We start from the raw sequence: 19828 nt of genomic DNA, 5'->3' as shown, positions 1-19828 counted from the left end.
ACCATCGCGATTGACCGCGCCTTAAGCCGGTCCGGCCTAGAACGGGCCGGGCCGACGGGGGGTCGGCAGATGGCGAAGGGGAAAGCGGTGAGCATCCGCGCAAGCATCGCGAGCTGGACGCTGATCTTCGGAGTGCTGCTGGTCAGCCTCGCCTGGCTGCCTTTCACCAATGTCTCCATCGTACCCCTGTCGCTGATCGGCCCCTTCGCGGCCGGCATCGCCTGCGCGCTGCTGGCGGGCTACTACCGGACCTATCGCGCCGAGACCAAGCTCGCCGATGCGCTGGACTGCATGGGCCAGGTCATGGCCTTCATGATCGCCGGCGTCCTGCTGTCCTATCTCGCATCCACGCTCAATTTCCCCGAGCAGGATGCCGCATTCTATGCGCTGGATCGCAGCCTCGGTCTCGATTGGCTGGCCTATCTGAAGGCGGTCGATGCCCGGCCCTGGCTCGGAACGATCCTGGGCCTGGCTTATGCCAGCATCCTGCCCCAGATCATCATCCTGGTCATCGTACTGGCCTTTTCCGGTCGAGGTGACGCGGCACGGGTCATGGTTCTCGCCATGATGCTGGCGGCGCTGATTTCGATCGCCATCTCTGCCGTACTGCCGGCAGTGGCGATGTTCGTCCATCTCGGCCTGACGCCGGCGGACTATCCCAATCTCAATCCGGGCGCGGCCTTCGTCCATGTCGCCGACATCAAGGCGCTGCGCTCCGGCGCGCCGTTTCTCGTCGACCTGTCCAGGACGGAAGGCATCATCACCTTTCCGTCCTATCACGCCGCCATCGCCCTGCTGATGCTGCTCGCCGGCTGGGCCCATCCCTGGCTGCGTTGGCCCTTCCTGGTGCTCAACCTGCTGATGATCGCCTCGACGCCGATCGACGGAGGCCACTATTTCGTCGACGTCTTTGCTGGGCTCGCCATCGCGCTGCTGTGCCATGTCGCTGCGCGCCGCTTCCTCGCCGCCAGTTCGTTCAAGCCGGCGACGCGCCCAGCCGAGATCTCCCCGGTTCTGGCGGGTTCCCAGCCCGGATAGGCCGCCGAAACGCGCTTCCGCCGTTGTCCCGATCGTCGCCCGGCCTATGTAAGGAGGCCAAGTGGGCAATGGAGGCCATATGCGCGGGATCGTCTCAGCTTTGATCGTGATTTCCGGGTTTGTCGCCAATCCGGCGATGGCCCAGCAGCGCTACCCGTCCAGCGCCGGCGAATTGCTGGTCGAGACCGTGGCCGGCGGGTTGGAAAACCCCTGGGGCCTCGCCTTCCTGCCCGATGGCCGCATGCTGGTGACTGAGCGGCCGGGGCGGCTGCGGCTGGTCTCGGTGGACGGCAAGCTCTCGGCGCCGCTCTCCGGGGTGCCCAATGTCACCGGGCGCGGCCAGGGCGGCCTGCTCGATGTCGTGCTCGATCCCGGTTTCGCGCAGAACCGCCTCGTCTATCTCTCGTTCTCCGAGCCACGGGCCGGCGGCAACGGCACCAGCGTGGTGCGCGGCCGGCTGAACGCGGCCGGTACGGCGCTGGAAGGGACGAATGTGATCTTTCGGCAGATGCCGACGGTCAACAGCAACATGCATTTCGGATCGCGGCTGGTGTTCGACCGGACGGGCGCGCTCTTCGTCACCACGGGCGACCGCTACAGCCAGCGCGACCAGGCCCAGAACCCCGAGAACCATATCGGCAAGGTCATCCGTATCCGCCCGGAGGGCGGGGCGGCGGAAGGCAATCCGAAGAAGCCGGGCTGGCAGCCGGAAGTCTGGTCGATCGGCCACCGGAACGTTCAGGGAGCTGCGCTCCATCCCCAGAGCGGGCAGCTCTGGACCGTCGAGCACGGCGCGCGCGGCGGCGACGAGATCAACACCCCGAAGGCCGGGCTGAACTATGGCTGGCCGGTGATCACCTATGGCATCGACTATTCCGGCCTTCGGATCGGCGAGGGCACCTCCAAGGCCGGGTTGGAGCAACCGCTCTTCTACTGGGATCCGTCGATCGCGCCCTCGGGCGCCGTCTTCTACACCGGTGACCGCTGGCCGGCCTGGAAGAACTCGCTCTTCGTCGGCGCGCTCGCCGGCCAGATGCTGGTCCGCGTCTCGACGCAGGGCGAAAGGGTGACCGGCGAGGAGCGGCTGCTGACAGATATCGGCGAGCGCATCCGCGACGTCCGGCAAGGGCCGGACGGCTACCTCTACCTGCTCAGCGACGATGCCAAGGGCAAGATCCTGCGGGTCCGCCCGGCGCGCTGAGTCTCACGGCCCGCAATCCCATTCGCGCTCGACGACGAAGACCTTGCGGGTCGAAAGCTGCCCGCGCGTGTCGTAGAGGTCGCCCTGATAGTATTCGGTGCCGGACGCGTCGCGCACGCTGCGCTCGACTTGCAGCGACCAGCCATAGCCGACATGGTTCGGCGCCTTCCAGTCGCGATGGATGTTGGCCGGCGAGGCCGAAGCGAGGATGCGGGCGTTCTCGTCGCTCGGCGAGCAGGTCGGCCCGGCAAGGGCCGGGGCGGCGGCGACAGTCAGCGCGCTGGCGATCAGTGCCAGTTTCTTCATCTTGGTAGCCCTTGATCGATGTTGGAAGGTCAGGTGATCTCGGCGAGCCTGGTGTCGAGCGACAGGACCAGGCACCAATGCGGCTCGAAATCGGCACCGAGCGGCCAGATCTGCTCCTTGAAGATCTCGAGCAGCGCCGCCTGGTAGCGTTCGAACCAGTCGCGCTGGCAAAGCACGAACTTGGTTGCGCCGACAATGGTCTCGCGGTCGATGATGCACAGCGGAACGACGCCGGGATTGGCTTCGAGATAGTCCTGCACCGCGACCATCAGCGTCGGGTAGCCGGGGTGCAGCATGTCGTCGAGCACGATCAGCCCGCCCTCCGAAAGGCAGGCAGTGGCGAGCGCCAGGTCCTTCGACAGCGCGGCGCGCGAATGCTCGCCGTCGACATGAATGAAGCGCAACCGCTCGCCGCGGGCGTGGGCCAGCAGCTCGGCGGGTGCCATGGCTCCGGCATCGCCCTTGATGGTGACGCGTTGCTCGGGCGCGATGCCGTATTTTAGGCAGTTGGCCTCGAAGCGCTCCCTCACCTCCGGGTTCGGCCATTCGAAGATGTCGATGCCGAGCGCGATCTCGCCGGGCTCGAGCGCGTGCGCCAGGGCGATGAAGAAGCGGCCCTCGAAGGCGCCGATCTCGGCGATCGGCCCGGAAACGCCTTCCTCGGTCTGCAGCCGCAGCAGCCTTGCGCAGATCGCGGCGGCAAAGCGCGAGGACATGCCGACGACCCGCTCATAGCCGTCGGCGAGATAGGCTTCGGCAGCGGGGTGGCCCGAGGCGGGGAACGGCGCCATGGCGCTCAGGCCTTTCCGTGGAAGATGAAGAAGGCGCCGGCGGCGATCAGGGCGAAGCCGATGGCGTGGTTCCAGCTCAGCGATTCCTTCAGCCAGAATACCGAGAACAGCGCGAAGACGCAGAGCGTGACGATCTCCTGGATCGTCTTCAGCTCGGCAGCGGTATAGACGCTGTGGCCGATGCGGTTCGCCGGCACGGCGAGCATGTATTCCGGCAGGGCGATCATCCAGCTCGCCAGGATCGCCAGCCAGATCGCCGAGCTCTTGTAGGAAAGGTGCCCGTACCAGGCGAAGGTCATGAAGACGTTCGAGGCGATCAGCATGCCGATCGGCAGGAGATGCGCGGTCGTGATAGCGGGCATGGCGGGGTTCCGTAGCGGCGGGGCTGGCGTCTCGAAGCGGGACCTACGCGACTCAGCCGTGGCGCAGCTTCATCGCGAGTATGACCGAAACCAGGCAAAGCGAGACCGCATTCGCGCCAATCAGCGGCCAGGACGCGATCAGCATGCCGTAGACCAGCCAGAGCACGATGCCGCTGGCGAACATCGCCTGGGTCCAGAGCGAGATCGCGCGGGTGTCGCGGGTGCGGATCGTCTGCACCGCTTGCGGCAGCCAGCACAGCGTCGTCAGCGTCGCGGCGGCGAAACCGAGGGTCTCGATCAGAGCAGGCTGCATGGCTGGTCCGGGGGCGATTCGCGCTGTCTGCGCAGGCATAGATCAGGCCGTGTCCGCGCGCGACTGGCTAGAGGAGAATAAGGCGTGGGCGCGAAAGGCCGCATGGTTAACCTCCTTTAACCGGAGCGCCCTAGTTTCGTGCCATTCCTGCGATTCGGTGGACCTATGCGCGCTCTGATCCTGGCCTTGCCTTTCGTCGTCGCCGCTCCGGCGGCCTTTGCCAATTTCGACCGGTGCGTCGCCGGCCTGCGCTCGGATGCAGCGGCCAAGGGCGTCTCCGGCGCGACCTTCGACCGGGCCATGGCGGGCGTCACACCCGACATGAAGATCATCGAGGCGATGAACAACCAGCCGGAGTTCAAGACGCCGATCTGGGACTATCTCGGCACGCTGGTCGACGACGAGAAGGTCGCGGAAGGTCGCGCCATGCTGCGCCAGCACGCCTCGACGCTGGCAGCAGCCGAAAGCCGCTTCGGCGTCGACCGCCACACCATCGTCGCGGTCTGGGGCGTCGAGAGCGATTTCGGCAAGGCCAAGGGCCGCTGGCCGCTCGTCCAGGCGCTGGCGACGGGCGCCTGTCTCGCGCCGCGGCGCAACGCCTTCTTCAAGGGCGAGCTGATCTCGACCCTGCAGATCATCCAGCGCGGCGATGTCCGCGCCGACCGGCTGACCGGCTCCTGGGCCGGTGCCTTCGGCCACACCCAGTTCATCCCCTCGACCTATCTCAGGCTCGGCGTCGACGGCGATGGCGACGGACGGCGCGACCTCGTCGACTCGATCCCGGACGCGCTGCACTCAACCGCGAATTTTATGGACAAGGCCGGCTGGGTCACCGGTGCGACCTGGGGCTACGAGGTCCGCGTGCCGCGCAGCTATTCCGGCGCGACCGGGCGCAACCCGAAGCGGCCGGTCTCGCACTGGGCGGGCCAGGGCATCGTCAAGTTCGACGGCTCGGCTCTCAACGGTACCGGGAATGCCGGCCTGCTGATGCCGGCCGGGCGCAACGGCCCGGCCTTCCTGGTCTTCAAGAACTACGATGCAGCCTTCAGCTACAACGGCGCGGATTCCTATGCGCTCGCCATCTCGCTGCTTTCCGACCGGCTGCGCGGCCGGCCGGGCGTGCAGGGGCAGTGGCCGACCGACGATCTGCCGCTGTCGCGCGAGCAGCGCCGCGAATTGCAGCGCCTGCTGATCGCGCGCGGCTACAACGTCGGCGAGCCCGACGGCGCCGTCGGCTCGCTGACGCGGGCGGCGATCAAGGATGTCGAGGGCAAGATTGGCATGGAGCCGACCGGCCGGCCGGGCGAAAAGGTGCTGCGCGCGCTGAAGGGCGGGCGGCTTTGACGAGATTCAAAGGCCGAGGAAGCGCCTGACCGATTCCGAGCCGTCCTTCGCCGTCAGCCTGTCCCATGGGCCCGCCGCCTCGACGCGGCCATTGGCGACGAAGGCGAAGAGGTCGGCGGTGTCCGCCGCCTCCTCCGGGGTGTGCAGCGTCATCAACGCGGTCAGGCCGTGGCTGCGCCGGAGCGCGTCGACGCGGGCGATCATCTCGCGGCGCAGGCCGGGATCGAGCGCGCCGAAGGGCTCGTCCAGCAGCATCAGCGGCTTGCCGCGCAGCAAAGCGCGGGCGAGCGCGACGCGCTGCCGCTGACCGCCGGAAAGCTCGGCGGGCCGGCGTGAAGCAAATTCTGTCAGATTGACCTCCGCCAGCGCCGCCGCGACACGCTCCCGCTCGCCGGCATCCAGCCGCAGCGACGGCTTCAGCCCGAGCCCGACATTCTCGGCCGCGGTCAGATGCGGGAAAAGGTTGTGGTCCTGGAACAGGATCGAGATCGGCCGCGCGGCCGGCGCCAGCGGCAATAGATCCTGGCCATTGAAGTGAAGGCGGCCAGCGCTTGGCCGCTCGAAACCGGCAATGGCGTGGAGCAGTGTGGTCTTGCCTCCGCCGGAAGGGCCGATCACGGCGCAGAGCGCACCGGCTGGCACCGTCAGATCATAGCACGCCGCGAAGTCCGGATAGCGTAGGGCGAGCCTGGCGATCTCAAGCATGGCGCGCGCTCCAGCGCTGGGTCAGGAAGGCGAGGCCGCCGGCGCTCAGGACGAGCACCAGCGCGAGCGCACTGGCCTCCTCGATCCGATAGGCGCCGAGGCGGTTGGCGAGCAGATAGGGCAGGGTGGTCAGTTCCGGGCCGCCGAACAGGGCGATGACGCCGAAATCGCCGAGCGAGAGTGCCGTGGCGAAGGCGAAGGCGGCGCCGAGCGCACCGCGCATGGCCGGCCACTCCACCAGAAGCAGCCTGTTCCAACCCGCCAGCCCCAGGCTCTCGGCCAGCCGGCCATGGCGCTGCGCACTGATCGCGAGCGCCGGAGCGAGCAGGCGGTAGGCGTAGGGCAGGGCCATCAGCGCATTGACCAGCGGGACCAGCATCAGGCCGAGCGAGGCAGGGTCGCCAAGGCCGCGCAGCAGGACATAGAGCCCGGCGACGAAGGCGAAGGGCGGCAGGCCGAGCATGGCGAAGGCAGCCAGGTCGGGCAGGCGGGAGCGCTGCGGCAGCCGGTGCGCGCCGCTGGCGAGCAGCAGAGCGAGCAGGCAGGCCAGGAGGCCGGCGCTGACGGCGATGACTGCGCTCGTGACGGCGGCCTGGACGAATTCGGCCGAGGCGAGGGTCGTCATGGCACCGAGCCCGCCCGCGACGCTGAAAAGCGGCGGTGCGATCAGGGCCGCCGCGAGGATCAGCACCAGCCCATCGAGACGGCGCAGGGCGAAGAGGTCGGGCCGGGTGGCGTTGCGCTCGGCGCCGGCTTCCTCGCGGGTTTTCGGCGTCAGCGCGGTCATGGCCGCGGCGAGGGCGAGGCAGATCAGCAATTGCAGGCCGGCCAGTGCGGCGGCGCGAACGAAATCGGCCTCGAAGCGCACCGCCTCGTAGATCGCGACCTCCAGCGTCGCATTGGCCGGGCCGCCGCCGAGCGACAGCACGATGGCGAAGCTAGTGAAGCAGAGCAGGAAGACGAGGACGGCGAGCGCCGGCGCCTCACGCCGGATCACCGGCCAGTCGAGATGCCGGAAGCAGTCGGCGGCGGTGAAACCGAGCTCCGAGGCGAGCCGGCGCCGCTCGCCCGGTTCGCGTTCGAAGGCATGGAGCAAAGCGCGCGTCACCAGCGGCATGTTCATCACGACATGAGCGATGACGATGCCGTGCAGCCCGTAGATCGAGGGCGGCTCGGCGCCGAGGCTGCGGGCCAGCGAGCCGAGCAGGCCGGAGCGGCCATAGATCGCGACGATACCGAAGGCGATGACGATGGTCGGCGCCACCGCGGCGGTGGTAAGCAGTGCGAGCAGCAGTTCGCGGCCGGGAAAGCGCCGGCGCAGCAAGGCGAGCGCGAGCCCGGTTCCGAGCGCCAGCGAGAGCAGCGTCGAGAGGGCCGCCTGCAAACCGGCCGAGGCGATCAGGCGGGTGAGATAGGGGCCGAGCGTCGCGAGCGTGGCGACGTCCGAGCCGGCTCGCGCCAGGCCGAGCAGCGAGCCGCAGGCGAGGGCGAGGATCGCGAGCGCGGTGAGCGTGGCCGGCCGGAGCAAGGTCTCAGCGGCTCGTCGCGGCGAGCCAGGCGTCGATGAAGGCCCTGCGCTGGCTGCGGACCGTCTCCGGCGCGACCAGCAGGGTCTTCTGCGGCCTGATCACCCCGGCGAAGGAGGCGGGCAGGCCAGCGGCCGGCAGCTTCGCCGGCATCATCCAGTTGCCTTCGGGGATCAGCGACTGGAAGGCGTCGGAGAGCATGAAGGCGAGGAAGCGCTTCGCCAGCTCGGGCTGCTTCGTCGCCCGCGTCATGCCGGCGAGCTCGACATGCAGGTAGTGCCCCTCCGCGAAGGGCGCAGCCTTGTACTGCGTCTTCTTCTCGGCGCCGAGATGGTAGGCCGGCGAGGTGGCGTAGGAGAGCACCATGTCGGCCTCGCCCTTGAGGAACAGGCCATAAGCCTCGGACCAGCCCTTGGTGAAGGTGACGATGCGCGGCTTCAGCCTTGCCCAGGCCGCGTCGGCCTCGTCGCCATAGACGGCGCGCATCCAGAGCAGGAAGCCGAGGCCGGGGGCGCTGGTGCGTGGATCCTGCAGCACGAGCTTCGGCCCCTTGGGGTCGTCGACGAGCTGCTTCAGGCTCTGCGGCGGCGTCGCGAGCCTGGTGGAATCGTAGACGAAGGCGAGATGGCCCCAGTCGAAGGGCAGGAGCGTATCGTCGGTCCAGGGCGTCGGCAGGGTCAGTGACGCGCCGTCCTGGCCGTGGGCCTGGAACAGGCCGCTCGCCTTCGCTTCGGCCGCGAGGTTCATGTCGAGGCCGAGCACGAGATCGGCCTTCGTCGTTTCGCCCTCGAGCTTGAGCCGCGCCAGCAGCGAGCCGGCATCGTCGGCGGCGACCCAGTTCAGCGTGCAGCCGCACTGCGCCTCGAAGGCGGCCTTGACCTTGGCGCCGGGGCCGTATTTCCCGGTGAAGGAGGAATAGGTGTAGACGCTCAGCGCCGGCTTCTCCTGCGCCTGCGCAGGGGCTCCCAAGAGCAACGCCGCCAGCATTCCGGCGATCAGCCCCGCTCTGCCGCTCAGACCAGTCATGACGTCCCCGCATGCTTCGTTGGGGCTTTGACGGGGAGGGCTTTGCGTCGCCCGCTGCGGGCTTCGATGCTCAATCCCTCCGCCGGCACGACCCGGATCAGGTTCTACGGGTCGTGGCGCCCTTATGCGCCCCTCTCAGCCCGGTTGCCGGGCACCCCGTTGAGACCCCTGACGGATAGGCCTCCGCAGCGCCCAAGTCCAGCCTGCGGCTTGCTTCGCGCGGCTTCCGCCCGTAACCAGCGCGCAGGGGCGCGAAGGCCCTGAAGATAACAGCATTCCGAGAGGCGACCATGGCGAACCACAAGCTCCTGCTTCTGCCCGGCGACGGCATCGGCCCCGAGGTGATGGGCCAGGTCGAGAAGATCGTTTCCTGGTTCGAGAAGCAGGGTCTTGCTTCCTTCTCGCTCGAGCGCGGCCTCGTCGGCGGCTCGGCCTATGACGCCCACAAGGCGGCGATCTCGGAAGGCGACATGAAGCTCGCCCAGGAGGCCGACGCAGTGCTCTTCGGCGCGGTCGGCGGCCCGAAATGGGCTGATGTCCCCTATCAGCATCGCCCGGAGGCCGGCCTGCTGCGCCTGCGCAAGGATCTCGGCCTGTTCGCGAACCTGCGTCCGGCGATCTGCTATCCGGCGCTGGCCTCGGCTTCGTCGCTGAAGCCGGAAGTGGTCGAGGGCCTCGACATCCTGATCGTGCGCGAGCTCACCGGCGGCGTCTATTTCGGCGAGCCGAAGGAAATCGTCACGCTCGAGGACGGCCAGAAGCGCGGCGTCGACACCCAGCTCTATACCACCGGCGAGATCGAGCGCATCGCGCGCGTCGCCTTCGAACTGGCGCGCACCCGCCGCAACAAGGTCTCCTCGGCCGAGAAGCACAACGTCATGAAGACCGGCGTGCTCTGGAAGCAGACGGTCACCGCGCTGCACGCTGCCGAGTACAAGGATGTCGAGCTCGAGCATGTGCTCGCCGACAACTGCGCGATGCAGCTTGTACGCTGGCCGAAGCAGTACGACGTCGTGGTCTGCGACAACCTCTTCGGCGACATCCTCTCCGACGTCGCGGCGATGTTGACGGGCTCGCTCGGCATGCTGCCCTCCGCCTCGCTCGGCGCCGAGGACCCGGCGACCGGCAAGCGCAAGGCGCTCTACGAGCCCGTGCACGGCTCGGCGCCCGACATCGCCGGCAAGGGCCTCGCCAACCCGATCGCGATGATCGGCTCCTTCGCCATGGCGCTGCGCTATTCCTTCGGCGCGGGCGAGGCTGCCGACCGGCTCGAAGGCGCCATCGCCGACGTGCTGGGCGCCGGCACCCGCACCAAGGACATCGCCGCGCCCGGCGCCAACGCCGTCTCGACCACCGAGATGGGCGAGGCCATCATCAAGGCGCTCGAAGCGCGCGGCTGAGGCGGTTTATCGCTGTATGCGCAGTCCCAGCGGGGCGGCGCATACCTGCTCAATATCGGGCCGGTGCGGGACATCCCCGCACCGGCCTTATTTCGTCAGTCGACGGAGACGATCTTGCCGTCTTCCCATTTGAACATGGAGAAGGCCGGCGAGCTGAGGTCGCCGTTCTTGCCGTAGGACAGCTTGCCGATCGCGGTCGGCACCGTCATGCCGGACTTCAGCGCGGTCGCGACGGCGGTGGCGCTGTCGGCCTTGCCCACCTTCTCGATGCCGGCCTTGAGCACTTCGACGGCGGCATAGGCGTTGAGCGTGAAAGCCTCGGCCGGGATGCCCTTCGCCTTCAGCGCCGCCACGGCCTCGGCCGAGTCGGGGCTCTTCTGGGCGTCGGTCGCGTTGGTGAACAGCGAGCCGGCCGCCGACTGGTCGGCGATCGCCCAGAACTCGGTGTTGGACAGGCCCTCGCCGCCGATGATGGTGGCGGCGATGCCGGCGTCCTTGAGCTGGCGGGCCAGCAGGCCGCCTTCGGGGTGGTAGCCGCCGAAATAGATCAGGTCGATATTGGCGGCCTTCAGCCGGGTGATGACGGCCGAAAGGTCCTTCTCGCCGGGCGTCAGCGTCAGATAGAGCGCTTCCTTGACGCCGCCGTCATTGATGCCCTTCTTGAAGGCGTCGGCGAGGCCCTTGCCGTAGGTGCCCTTGTCGTGGAGCACCGCGATCCGCTTGTCCTTCAGGTTCTTCAGCACGTATTTCGCGGCGACTTCGGCCTGCTGGTCGTCGCGGCCGCAGGTGCGCAGGACATTGCTCAGGCCACGGCTGGTGAGGGCCGGGGCGGTCGCGGTCGGCGTCACCATCAAGGTGCCGTGCTCGGCGAGGACGTCGGAAGCCGCCATGGCGACGCCGGAGGTCACCGGGCCGACGACGAACTTGACCTTCTCGCCGACCAGCAGGTTGGCGGCGGAGACGCCCTGCTTGGGATCGCCGGCATCGTCGGCGAGCTTCAGCACGACCTTCTCGCCGAGAATGCCGCCCTTCTTGTTGATCGCCTCGACGGCGGCCTCGGCGCCGTTGCGGACCTGGTCGCCATAGGCGGCGACGGCGCCGGTCAGCGGCGCGATCAGGCCGATGACGATGTCGGCGCGGGCCGGCAGAGCGGCCAGAAGGGTGGCGGCGAAGGCCGTTCCAACCAGGAATTTCAACTTGCCCATCGCAATCGTCTCCTCGACGTTCATCCAGCTTCCGCCCGCGGTTCGGCCGCGCTGGTCGGGGACGCGCGACAGGCCTTTCCTCTGAAAGACCTGAACTCTCTACCGAGCGGAACTGGCTGTCCGACCATTGCCGAAATTTCTAGCATGCGCCTGCGATCCGGGCACGCCCCGGCAGCGAGCGTGGCGAGCATGACCGCGATGCAAGGTGGATGGCGCTCTGCGGAAGGAAGGCCGAGGGCGCGACAGAGCGCCGCTGATCCTCTCCCGCTCGTGAATTGCGCATCGGCCCGCTCTGTGGACTAGCTGCCGCCGGATAACCGGAGCTTGTCGTCCGATGCTGATCAAGACCCGCGCCGGCTGGGAGATTCCCGAAAGCCAGGCGACCCCCGAGGCCACCTTCATGGACCGCCGCCGCTTCATCGCCGCCGGTGCCGGGCTGATCGCCGGTGCCGCCTTGCCGGAGATGGCGTTCGCCCAGGGCGCGGACCCGACGCTCGACCTCTATCCGGCCAAGCGCAACGAGGCCTACAAGCTCGACCGGCCGGTGACCGAGGAAGAGCTCGCGGCCAACTACAACAATTTCTACGAGTTCGGGACCTCGAAGGACGTCGTCGCCTCGGCGAAGCGCCTCGGCACGCGGCCCTGGACGGTGACGATCGACGGGCTGGTCGAGAAGCCGTTCGAGATCGGCGTCGACGAGCTGATCCGAAAGATGCCGCTGGAGGAACGGCTCTACCGCTTCCGCTGCGTCGAGGCCTGGTCGATGGCGGTGCCCTGGACCGGCTTTCCGCTGAAGAAGCTGGTCGAACTCGCCAAGCCGCTTTCGGGCGCGAAATACGTGCAGATGCAGACCTTCATGAATCCGCGCGTGGCGCCCGGCCAGTCGCAGCGCTGGTATCCTTGGCCCTATACGGAGGGGCTGACCATCGCCGAGGCAAGCAATGAACTCGCGCTGATGGTCACCGGGATCTACGGCAAGCCGGTGCCGAACCAGCATGGCGCGCCGATGCGACTGATCGTTCCCTGGAAGTACGGTTTCAAATCGGTCAAGTCGATCAACAAGATCAGCTTCGTCGCCGAGCGGCCGAAGACCTTCTGGGAGGGCTTGCAGGCGTCGGAATACGGCTTCTGGGCGAATGTGAACCCGGAGGTCTCGCATCCGCGCTGGAGCCAGGCGAGCGAGCAGGTGCTGGGCTCGCGCGAGCGGCGGCCGACCCTGCTGTTCAACGGCTATGGCGAGCAGGTCGCCGATCTCTACAAGGGACTGGAGAAGGAACGGCTCTGGGCCTGAGCTTGCCGGGACGGTTCGGCAGGAAACGGGTGCCGTAGTGCCTTCGCTTGCGCTAGCGTCGAGCCATGCAGAGCTTCTGTCTCTTCGATACCGCGATCGGCAGCTGTGCCCTGGTGTGGCAAGGCGAGAAGATCATCGCCGCACAACTGCCGGAGCATGACGAGACCACGGCCCGCAGGCGCCTGGCCCACCGTTTTCCGGAGGCTGGCGAGGCCGAGCCCGTTGCTTTCGTTCGGGAAGCGATCGCCGAGATCGTCGCCCTGCTGGCCGGCGAGCAGCGCGATCTCGGCCATCTGCCGATCGATCTCAGCGCCACGTCGGAGTTCAACCAGCGGGTCTATCGCGTCACGTTGACGATCCCGCCCGGCGAGACGCTGACCTATGGCGAGGTCGCGGCGCGGATCGGCGAGCCCGGCGCGGCGCGCGCAGTCGGCGTGGCGCTCGGCCAGAATCCGATCCCGATCATCGTGCCCTGCCATCGCGTGCTCGCGGCCGGCGGCAAGACCGGCGGCTTCTCGGCCGATGGCGGCGTTGAGACCAAGCTCAGGATCCTGACGATCGAGAAGGCGCGGACGAGCGCCGAGCCGTCGCTGTTCGATTCGCTGCCGCTGGAAGCCAGGCGGCGATAGGAAGGGGGCCCTTTCATCGCAGAGCAAGCCGCCCTTCGCTGATCCCGGAGCTGCGTCGCTACGCAGCCTGTCCGGAATGACGGTGATCGGCAGGCAGCAGCGACCGTCGCGGCCAAGAAAAAAGGCCGGCGTCCCGAAGGAGCCGGCCTAGAAGTTTGAAATATTCGGCGCAAGCGCCAAACATCTCAGAGGGGAACGGCTGGAACGAACTCAACGCCGGGAGGAGAATGCGGAGCCCGTTCCGAACAACCGTGGGCACAATATCGAGCAGGACCTGCCTTTTTGCAATGCAGCATTGGGCGGGGCAGTCATGCGTCCACAGCATGATGAAATGCTAGGATTTGACATAATTGCCATAATTGACGTGACGCAATGCGTCAGGGGCGGGACGGGACACCCCGTCGCCGGGTTTTCGGGCAGGCTCTGCCTGCCGGGCGGCCAGGGCTCAGAACGTCCAGCGCTGAGCCTTCTGGATCAAGAAATCACGGAAAACCTGGACACGGGCGACTGATTTCATCTCTTCCGGGTAGACCAGATAACTTTCGAGCTGCGGCATCTCGGTCTCGCGCATCAGCTGCACGAGCGGCGAGCCCGCCTCGATCAGGTAGTCCGGCAGGATGGCGATGCCGGCGCCCGAATCGACCGCCCGCTTCATCGCCGTGATGTTGTTGACAGTGAGATGGATCGGGCGCGGATTGCGCTGGTCGCGGCCGAGCGTGCCGAGCCAGTGCACCGCGGTCAGATAGGACGGCGAGGTGTTGCCGAACGACAGAAGCCGGTGATTGTCGAGGTCCTCATAGCTCTTCGGCTCGCCGAAGCGCTTGATGTAGGCGGGCGAGCCGTAGACGTGGAAGTGCACGGTGAAGAGCCGGCGCTGGATCAGGTCCGGCTGCTGCGGCTGGCGCAGCCGCAGGGCGATGTCCGCCTCGCGCATCGAGAGGTCGAGTTCCTCGTCGGTCAGGATGAGGTCGACCTTGATGTCGGGATAGAGGTCGAGGAACTCGGCCAGGCGCGGCGTCAGCCAATGACCGCCAAGCCCGCGGGTCGCGGTAACCTTCAATTCGCCGGAGGGGTGCTCGCGTGTTTCCGACAGCTGCGCGCGCGTGCGCTCCAGCCGCTGGGTCATCTCGCGGGCGGCGCGCCAGAGCAGTTCGCCCTGCTCGGTCAGGATCAGGCCGCGGGTATGCCGGTGGAAAAGCGGCGCGCGCAGTTCGCGTTCCAGCGCGCCGATCTGGCGGCTCACGGCGGACTGGCTCAGTCCGAGCCCGTCACCGGCCTTGGTGAAGCTGCCCGATTCTGCGACTGTGTAGAAAATCCGGATGCGGTCCCAATCCACCGCCTTCCCCCCTGTTATGCGTTCAGCGCATGATGGGAGGGAGGGGGCGCGAGGTCAATGTTTCCTTTGCCGGATGCCTGGTTTTTAGCCCTTAAACTCGTTGGGTAACTCATCAGCAACGCTGATGAGTTAACAAAACCCTATTCCGCGGCTTCGCGGAGCTCGGATTCATTGGCTGCGAGCCAGCGTTCGGCGTCGAGCGCGGCCATGCAGCCGAGGCCGGCCGCGGTCACGGCCTGGCGATAATGCTCGTCCGTGACGTCGCCCGCGGCGAAGACGCCGGGCACATTGGTCTGAGTCGTGCCGGGCGTGACTTCGAGATAGCCCGATTCGCGCATGGCGAGCTGGCCGGTGAAGAGCTCGGTCGCCGGCTTGTGGCCGATGGCGACGAAGACGCCGTCGGTCGACAGGTCCTGCAGCGCGCCGGTCTTCAGGTTGCGCAGGCGGACATGCGTCACCGAGGGCGGCTGCGTGCCGCCGAGGATCTCGGCGACTTCCGAATCCCAGACGATCTCGACCTTGGGATGCTTGAACAGGCGGTCCTGCATCACCTTCTCGGCGCGCAGCGTGTCACGACGGTGGACGAGCGTCACCTTGGCGGCGAGGTTGGCGAGATAAAGCGCCTCCTCGACGGCAGTGTTGCCGCCGCCGACCACCACGACCTGCTTGTTGCGGAAGAAGAAGCCGTCGCAGGTCGCGCAGGCCGAGACGCCGAAGCCCTGGAAGCTCTGCTCGGAGGGCAGGCCGAGCCACTTGGCCTGGGCGCCGGTGGCGATGATCAGCGCATCGCAGGAATAGGTCTCGCCGCCATCGCCCCAGAGCCGGAACGGGCGCTGTGAGAGATCGACGCGGGCGATGTGGTCGGAGACCATCTTGGTGCCCATGTGCTCGGCCTGGGCGCGCATCTGCTCCATCAGCCAGGGGCCCTGGATGACGTCGGCGAAGCCCGGATAGTTCTCGACATCGGTGGTGATCATCAACTGGCCGCCGGCCTGCATGCCGGAGATCAGCACGGGCTCGAGCAGAGCGCGGGCGGCATAGATCGCGGCGGTATAGCCGGCGGGGCCGGAACCGATGATCATCACCTTGGCGTGGGTATGGGCCATTCTCGTCTTCCTCTGCCGGCCGGGCCGGTGAATTTCTGCCTTTGCCGGCCCATGCCGGCGACATCGCCTTTCCGGCGGAAGCCGGACATATCGGTATCGGGAGGCCGTCAGTCCAGCCCTGCCGCCGCCCTGTGACGCAGCCAGCCTTCGCCGACGGCCCGCGCGATCGCTTCCGTCGAGTCTAGCGGCTGGTAGCGCCCGCCTTCAAGCCGGCCCTCGAAGTGATGCACAGCGCCATAGGCCTTCAGCGCCTCGAGGAACTTCGCCAGCCGTCCGTGGCCGCCATGCGGCTCGAAGACGAGGATCGGCGCGCCGGTCGCCGTGGCTTCGCCGATCATGTTGGTCGAGTCGGCGGTGACGACGATCGCATCGGCGAGCGCCAGCAGTGGCACATAGGGATTGGCGCCTGTGCCGTCCCACCACCAGCCGCGATGGCGCCGGAATACGGCGCTGACCGCGGCGTCGAGCGCGGGCGGGGTGCGGCGGGAGCGCGACCCCATCAGGGCGACGCCGGAGGCAGCGAGCTCCTCCAGACGGGCGGCGAAGCCTTCGATATCCTGCGGCCGGAAGCGGTGATGGCGGCTGTCGCCGCCGACCAGCACGGCGGCACGCGGCGAGGGCAGGGCGGCGAGTGCCGGCGGCGGTGCCTGGCGGGCTGCGGCGAGCGCGGCCGGGGCGAGGCGGTGCGGCGAGGTGATCGTCACCAGGACGTTGTCGCCGCGCAGGCGGTCGTGCTGCGGCACCCAGATCAGGTCGGCGGCGCCGGTGCCGGTACGCGGGTCCTTGAGGAAGACAGTGAAGCTGCGTCCGTTCGAGGCCTTCTTCAGTGCGCGCAGATAGGCGACGGCGCGCCGGCCCGAGGCGATGGCGATATCGGGGAAAGGCGGGCGGAGCGGGCTGTTCGGCCGGTCCGGCGCCTCGCGTGGGTCGATCGGCCCGCGCGGCATCAGCCAGGACCAGGGCTTCCCCGGGGCGACCCGGCGGATCTCGGGGACGAGGCCGAGGCGCTCGGCCACGCCGATGCACTGGACCTCGTCGCCGGCCTTGCCGTCGGTCAGTACCCAGAGGGTGGGAATGGCTTTTGAAGCCTGTTGCTCGCCCACGAATGATGCCCCCGACGCCAGCCCCATTCCCGGCAGCTTTCAGGCTGCGCCGCGGGAAGAGGGCTCCAATTGTCGCCCCGCCGAACTCGGCCTGGCCTGCGCCTTGTATCGCGTGGACACTGCGTCTACACCAGCGCGACCTTTTTCCGGGAGGATTTGTGCGTTCCAAGCTCGACGAGATCGATCTCCGCATCCTGACCGAATTGCAGCGTGACGGGCGGATGACCAATGTCGAGCTCGCCAGCCGCGTCGGCATTTCGCCGCCGCCATGCCTGCGGCGGGTCAGGGCGCTGGAGGAGGCGGGGGTGATCACCGGCTACCGGGCGCAGCTCGATGAGCGCAAGCTCGGAATCGAGGTGGTCTGCTTCGCCTTCGTCCACCTCGCCAGCCAGGCCGAGGCCGACCTCGCCGCGTTCCAGAGCAGGATCCGCGACTGGCCGGCGGTGCGTGAATGCTGGACGCTGTCGGGTGACATCGATTTCATCCTGAAATGCGTCGCGACCGATCTGAAGGCCTTCCAGGATTTTGTCGGTGACCTGACGGCGCTGCCCAATGTCCGCAATGTCCGCACCGCGCTGGCGCTCGACCGGGTCAAGGACGAGCCGATCGCGCCGCTGGGTTGAGCGTCGGCCACGGCATGCAACCGACCATCCGCAGGGCGGCGACCGGCGATCTGCCCGCGATGCTGGACCTCTATTCCCAGCTGAACGCTGAGGATCGGCTTCCGGACGCGGGTTCCGCCGCCGCCGTCTGGGCCAGGATGCTCTCCAGCGAGATGATGAGGGTGCTCGTTGCGGAGCTCGACGGCCGGGTGGTCGCGACCTGCGTGCTGGTGGTCGCGCCCAATCTGACGCGGAACATGCGGCCCTTCGCGCTCATCGAGAACGTCGTCACCGAACGAGGCCTGCGCGGAAGCGGCGTTGGCAAGCGCGTGATCCAGGCGGCGATCGAGCAGGCCTGGGCCGAAGGCTGCTACAAGGTCATGCTGCTGACCGGGCGTAAGGACGAGGCCGTGCTCGGCTTCTACGAGGCCTGCGGCTTCAAGCGCGGCAAGACCGCGTTCGAGATCCGGCGGCCGGTGGCCGACTGAGGTCTCAGCCGAGCACCATCTTCCTGATCCAGGCGGCGTGATTGACGATGAGGCGCTCGACGCGGCGCTCGTCGATACCGGGCGAGAACCAGAAACCGGAATCACCGGCCCCGTTCATCGACAGGATGGGATAGGTCGCCAGCACCTCGCCCTTGCGGCCGGTGACGGTGACCAGGCTCTCGAGATAGTCCGAGGTCGCGCCGTCATCGATATCGCCGCCGACATAGGTTGGCAGGGTTAGCCCGCGCACGGCGACAGTGAGCGTCGCGCCGCCAGGCTGACGCACCCCGGCGAAATCGCGTGCCAGCTCCTGCTCGAGCCGGGTCCTGACAAGCTCGGCGCGGGGGCCGACGCCGAGCTCGACCAGCCGCGAGACATCGACGCGAATGATGCCGATCGCGGTACCGGGGCCGAGCGGGGGCGTGGTCTGGCAGCCGGCCAGCAGGGCCGCGGCAACGCCCAGGGCGAAAAGGCGGCGGGTCGGTAGCATCATCTCAACCACCTACGTAGCGCCTGATCCATTGCGCATTGCTGGCGACCAGGGCCTCGATCCGGCGCTGATTGACGTCGGGCCGGTACCAGGCGCCGCCGGAACTCGGAGCCATGATGGCGAGGATCGGATAGCGGGCGATCTCGCGTCCGTCGGCGCCGATCAGCCGGGCTTCGCTTTCGAGGGTGTCATTGCCCATGGTGACCGCCTGTCCGCCGGCATAGCTCGTCAGGTAAAGGCCGGTGACGGTGACCTGCAGCGTTGCGCCATGCCCGCTTCGGAGGCTGGCGAGCTCGCGCTCCAGCATCGGCTTGATCATGGCGGCCGTGGCGCTCTGGCCCTTGGCGGCCAGCGGGCCGGTATCGACGCGAATCGCGCCGATCGCGACCGGTGGAGCCGTCTGCGCAGTCGTCTGGCAGCCGGCCAGCGTTGTGGCGGCAATGCCGATCAGGAAAGCGCGGCGCGCGAGCATGGTCTCAGCCACCGAGATAGCGCTTGATCCAGAGCGCGTTGTTCTCGAGCAGCGCCGCGACGCGGCGTTCGTCGACATCGGGCCGGTACCAGGCGCCGCCGAAACTGGAGAGCAGGGCCGTGCGGATCGGGTAGCTGGCGAGCACCCGGCCACGGTCGACGAGTTCGGCGACGCTGTCCATGTTGTCGGTGTTGTCCGAATCGCCGGGGCTGCCGCCGCCCGCATAGCTGGCGAGCCAGAGGCCCTGGACAGTGACATAAAGCGTCGGTCCGCCGCGCTGGCGCTGGCCGCCGAGCTGATAGGCGAGCTGTTGCTCGAGGGCGCGTGCGATGCTCGCGGACCTTTCGCCCCAGCCTTGCGGGCCGAGACGGCTCGCGTCGACGCGGATGGCGCCGACCGGTGCGCCCTGGGCCTCTGCCCCAAACGAAACGAGCCCGCCTGCGGCTAGCGCGGCGGACCCGGTGAGAAAAGCGCGACGGCTGGTCATGGCTGCATCTCCGGCGGCAGGCACCACCCTCAATCTAGGGGCTGATGCCGGGATGGCCAAGGAGCCACGACCAGGAAGCGACGCTGAAAAACGGCTCAGCGGAAGGCGACGCCGACCACCTCATAGGACTTGCCGCCGCCGGGCGTATTGACCTGCACGGAATCGCCGACCTTCTTGCCGATCAGGGCGCGCGCGATCGGCGAACCGATCGAGACCTTGCCTGACTTCACGTCGGATTCCGGCTCGCCGACGATCTGGTAGAGCTTCTCTTCCTCGGTGTCGTCGTCGATCAGCTTGACGGTCGCGCCGAATTTGATGGTGTCGCCGCCCAGCTTGCTGACATCGATGATGTCGGCGCGGCCGATCAGCGATTCCAGCTCCATGATGCGGCCCTCGTTCAGCGACTGGGCTTCCTTGGCGGCGTGATACTCGGCGTTCTCCGAGAGGTCGCCGAGGGCGCGTGCCTCGGAGATCGCCTGAATGATGCGTTGGCGTTCGACCTGCTGCCGCTGCTTCAGCTCGACTTCGAGAGCGGCGAAACCGCCGGCCGTCATAGGAACCTTGTCCATCGTCCCGTCCCAGTTCCGAAACGCGATGCGGCGCCGGT

General features: G+C 67.8%; 23 protein-coding genes and 1 riboswitch. Of the genes, 8 read left to right on the top strand and 15 right to left on the bottom strand.

The features are described from left to right. The first annotated feature begins 87 nt into the window (after positions 1-87). Positions 88-1038, top strand: coding sequence for a phosphatase PAP2 family protein (locus RKE40_RS08670; protein ID WP_316017832.1), 951 nt, complete (start codon positions 88-90; stop codon positions 1036-1038). 79 nt (positions 1039-1117) lie between these two features. Next, entirely contained in the window at positions 1118-2239 is a 1122-nt protein-coding gene (locus RKE40_RS08665) for a PQQ-dependent sugar dehydrogenase (RefSeq protein WP_316017831.1), read from the top strand. 3 nt (positions 2240-2242) lie between these two features. On the opposite strand, the gene RKE40_RS08660 is transcribed toward RKE40_RS08665, so the two are convergent. From RKE40_RS08660 to RKE40_RS08645, 4 genes are read right to left on the bottom strand one after another with little or no spacing between them, the layout of a single operon-like run. After that, entirely contained in the window at positions 2243-2545 is a 303-nt protein-coding gene (locus tag RKE40_RS08660; protein WP_316017830.1) for a hypothetical protein, read from the bottom strand. Between the two features lie 29 nt (positions 2546-2574). Next, positions 2575-3336, bottom strand: a complete 762-nt coding sequence (locus RKE40_RS08655; RefSeq protein ID WP_316017829.1) for a class I SAM-dependent methyltransferase — start codon at positions 3334-3336, stop codon at positions 2575-2577. Positions 3337-3341: 5 nt separating this feature from the next. After that, positions 3342-3698, bottom strand: a complete 357-nt coding sequence (locus RKE40_RS08650) for a DMT family protein (protein ID WP_316017828.1) — start codon at positions 3696-3698, stop codon at positions 3342-3344. A 52-nt stretch (positions 3699-3750) separates the two neighbouring features. Beyond that, entirely contained in the window at positions 3751-4011 is a 261-nt protein-coding gene (locus RKE40_RS08645; RefSeq protein WP_316017827.1) for a SemiSWEET family sugar transporter, read from the bottom strand. Positions 4012-4176: 165 nt separating this feature from the next. On the opposite strand from RKE40_RS08645, the gene RKE40_RS08640 reads away from it, so the two are divergent. Continuing rightward, entirely contained in the window at positions 4177-5355 is a 1179-nt protein-coding gene (locus RKE40_RS08640; RefSeq protein WP_316017826.1) for a lytic murein transglycosylase, read from the top strand. Positions 5356-5361: 6 nt separating this feature from the next. Here RKE40_RS08640 and RKE40_RS08635 read toward each other — a convergent pair whose 3' ends face one another. Genes RKE40_RS08635 through thiB form a run of 3 tightly spaced genes read right to left on the bottom strand, consistent with a single transcriptional unit; the run spans position 5362 to position 8612 of the window. After that, the gene (locus tag RKE40_RS08635; protein ID WP_316017825.1) at positions 5362-6060 is read right to left on the bottom strand and encodes a thiamine ABC transporter ATP-binding protein; all 699 of its coding nucleotides are present in this window, start codon (positions 6058-6060) and stop codon (positions 5362-5364) included. Next, a complete protein-coding gene (locus RKE40_RS08630; RefSeq protein ID WP_316017824.1) occupies positions 6053-7588 on the bottom strand; it encodes an ABC transporter permease family protein in 1536 nt (511 codons plus the stop codon). Before RKE40_RS08630 ends, RKE40_RS08635 begins: the two co-directional genes overlap by 8 nt. Before the next feature lie 4 nt (positions 7589-7592). Next, entirely contained in the window at positions 7593-8612 is a 1020-nt protein-coding gene (gene thiB, locus RKE40_RS08625; protein ID WP_316017823.1) for a thiamine ABC transporter substrate binding subunit, read from the bottom strand. Positions 8613-8669: 57 nt separating this feature from the next. After that, positions 8670-8781: riboswitch (TPP riboswitch) on the bottom strand. 121 nt (positions 8782-8902) lie between these two features. Here thiB and leuB point away from each other — a divergent pair. Continuing rightward, complete coding sequence (gene leuB / locus RKE40_RS08620; RefSeq protein ID WP_316017822.1) at positions 8903-10012, top strand: 3-isopropylmalate dehydrogenase; 1110 nt, start codon at positions 8903-8905, stop codon at positions 10010-10012. Positions 10013-10107: 95 nt separating this feature from the next. Here leuB and RKE40_RS08615 read toward each other — a convergent pair whose 3' ends face one another. Beyond that, entirely contained in the window at positions 10108-11217 is a 1110-nt protein-coding gene (locus RKE40_RS08615; RefSeq protein WP_316017821.1) for a branched-chain amino acid ABC transporter substrate-binding protein, read from the bottom strand. Between the two features lie 334 nt (positions 11218-11551). Here RKE40_RS08615 and msrP point away from each other — a divergent pair, with 334 nt between their 5' ends. Both msrP and RKE40_RS08605 read left to right on the top strand, forming a co-directional pair. Further along, the gene (gene msrP / locus RKE40_RS08610) at positions 11552-12508 is read left to right on the top strand and encodes a protein-methionine-sulfoxide reductase catalytic subunit MsrP (protein ID WP_316017820.1); all 957 of its coding nucleotides are present in this window, start codon (positions 11552-11554) and stop codon (positions 12506-12508) included. Between the two features lie 65 nt (positions 12509-12573). Further along, positions 12574-13137: a methylated-DNA--[protein]-cysteine S-methyltransferase gene (locus RKE40_RS08605; RefSeq protein WP_316017819.1), complete on the top strand. Its 564-nt coding sequence runs from the start codon at positions 12574-12576 to the stop codon at positions 13135-13137. A 445-nt stretch (positions 13138-13582) separates the two neighbouring features. On the opposite strand, the gene RKE40_RS08600 is transcribed toward RKE40_RS08605, so the two are convergent. The 3 genes from RKE40_RS08600 to RKE40_RS08590 form a co-directional block, all read right to left on the bottom strand. After that, a complete protein-coding gene (locus tag RKE40_RS08600) occupies positions 13583-14473 on the bottom strand; it encodes a LysR family transcriptional regulator (protein ID WP_066471375.1) in 891 nt (296 codons plus the stop codon). A 140-nt stretch (positions 14474-14613) separates the two neighbouring features. Continuing rightward, entirely contained in the window at positions 14614-15579 is a 966-nt protein-coding gene (gene trxB / locus RKE40_RS08595; protein ID WP_316017818.1) for a thioredoxin-disulfide reductase, read from the bottom strand. Between the two features lie 107 nt (positions 15580-15686). Then, positions 15687-16682: a mitochondrial fission ELM1 family protein gene (locus RKE40_RS08590; protein ID WP_316017817.1), complete on the bottom strand. Its 996-nt coding sequence runs from the start codon at positions 16680-16682 to the stop codon at positions 15687-15689. Between the two features lie 158 nt (positions 16683-16840). Here RKE40_RS08590 and RKE40_RS08585 point away from each other — a divergent pair, with 158 nt between their 5' ends. After that, on the top strand, positions 16841-17305 hold the full coding sequence (locus RKE40_RS08585) for an Lrp/AsnC family transcriptional regulator (RefSeq protein ID WP_316017816.1): 465 nt from the start codon (positions 16841-16843) through the stop codon (positions 17303-17305). A 14-nt stretch (positions 17306-17319) separates the two neighbouring features. Then, a complete protein-coding gene (locus tag RKE40_RS08580) occupies positions 17320-17772 on the top strand; it encodes a GNAT family N-acetyltransferase (RefSeq protein ID WP_316017815.1) in 453 nt (150 codons plus the stop codon). Positions 17773-17776: 4 nt separating this feature from the next. On the opposite strand, the gene RKE40_RS08575 is transcribed toward RKE40_RS08580, so the two are convergent. From RKE40_RS08575 to greA, 4 genes are all read right to left on the bottom strand, one after another. After that, a complete protein-coding gene (locus RKE40_RS08575; RefSeq protein WP_316017814.1) occupies positions 17777-18265 on the bottom strand; it encodes a hypothetical protein in 489 nt (162 codons plus the stop codon). A 1-nt stretch (position 18266) separates the two neighbouring features. After that, positions 18267-18746 carry a hypothetical protein gene (locus tag RKE40_RS08570; RefSeq protein WP_316017813.1) on the bottom strand — a complete coding sequence of 160 codons (480 nt, stop codon included), beginning with the start codon at positions 18744-18746 and terminating at the stop codon, positions 18267-18269. Next, positions 18739-19221: a hypothetical protein gene (locus RKE40_RS08565; protein WP_316017812.1), complete on the bottom strand. Its 483-nt coding sequence runs from the start codon at positions 19219-19221 to the stop codon at positions 18739-18741. The genes RKE40_RS08570 and RKE40_RS08565 overlap by 8 nt, the downstream gene beginning before the upstream one ends. 95 nt (positions 19222-19316) lie before the next feature. Further along, entirely contained in the window at positions 19317-19790 is a 474-nt protein-coding gene (greA, locus tag RKE40_RS08560; protein ID WP_066471398.1) for a transcription elongation factor GreA, read from the bottom strand. Positions 19791-19828 lie beyond the last annotated feature (38 nt).

This window comes from Allobosea rubneri (genome assembly GCF_032464875.1).
Lineage (GTDB): Bacteria > Pseudomonadota > Alphaproteobacteria > Rhizobiales > Beijerinckiaceae > Allobosea > Allobosea rubneri.
Note: the sequence above shows the minus strand (reverse complement) of the source record. Positions and strands in the feature narration are given on the sequence as shown.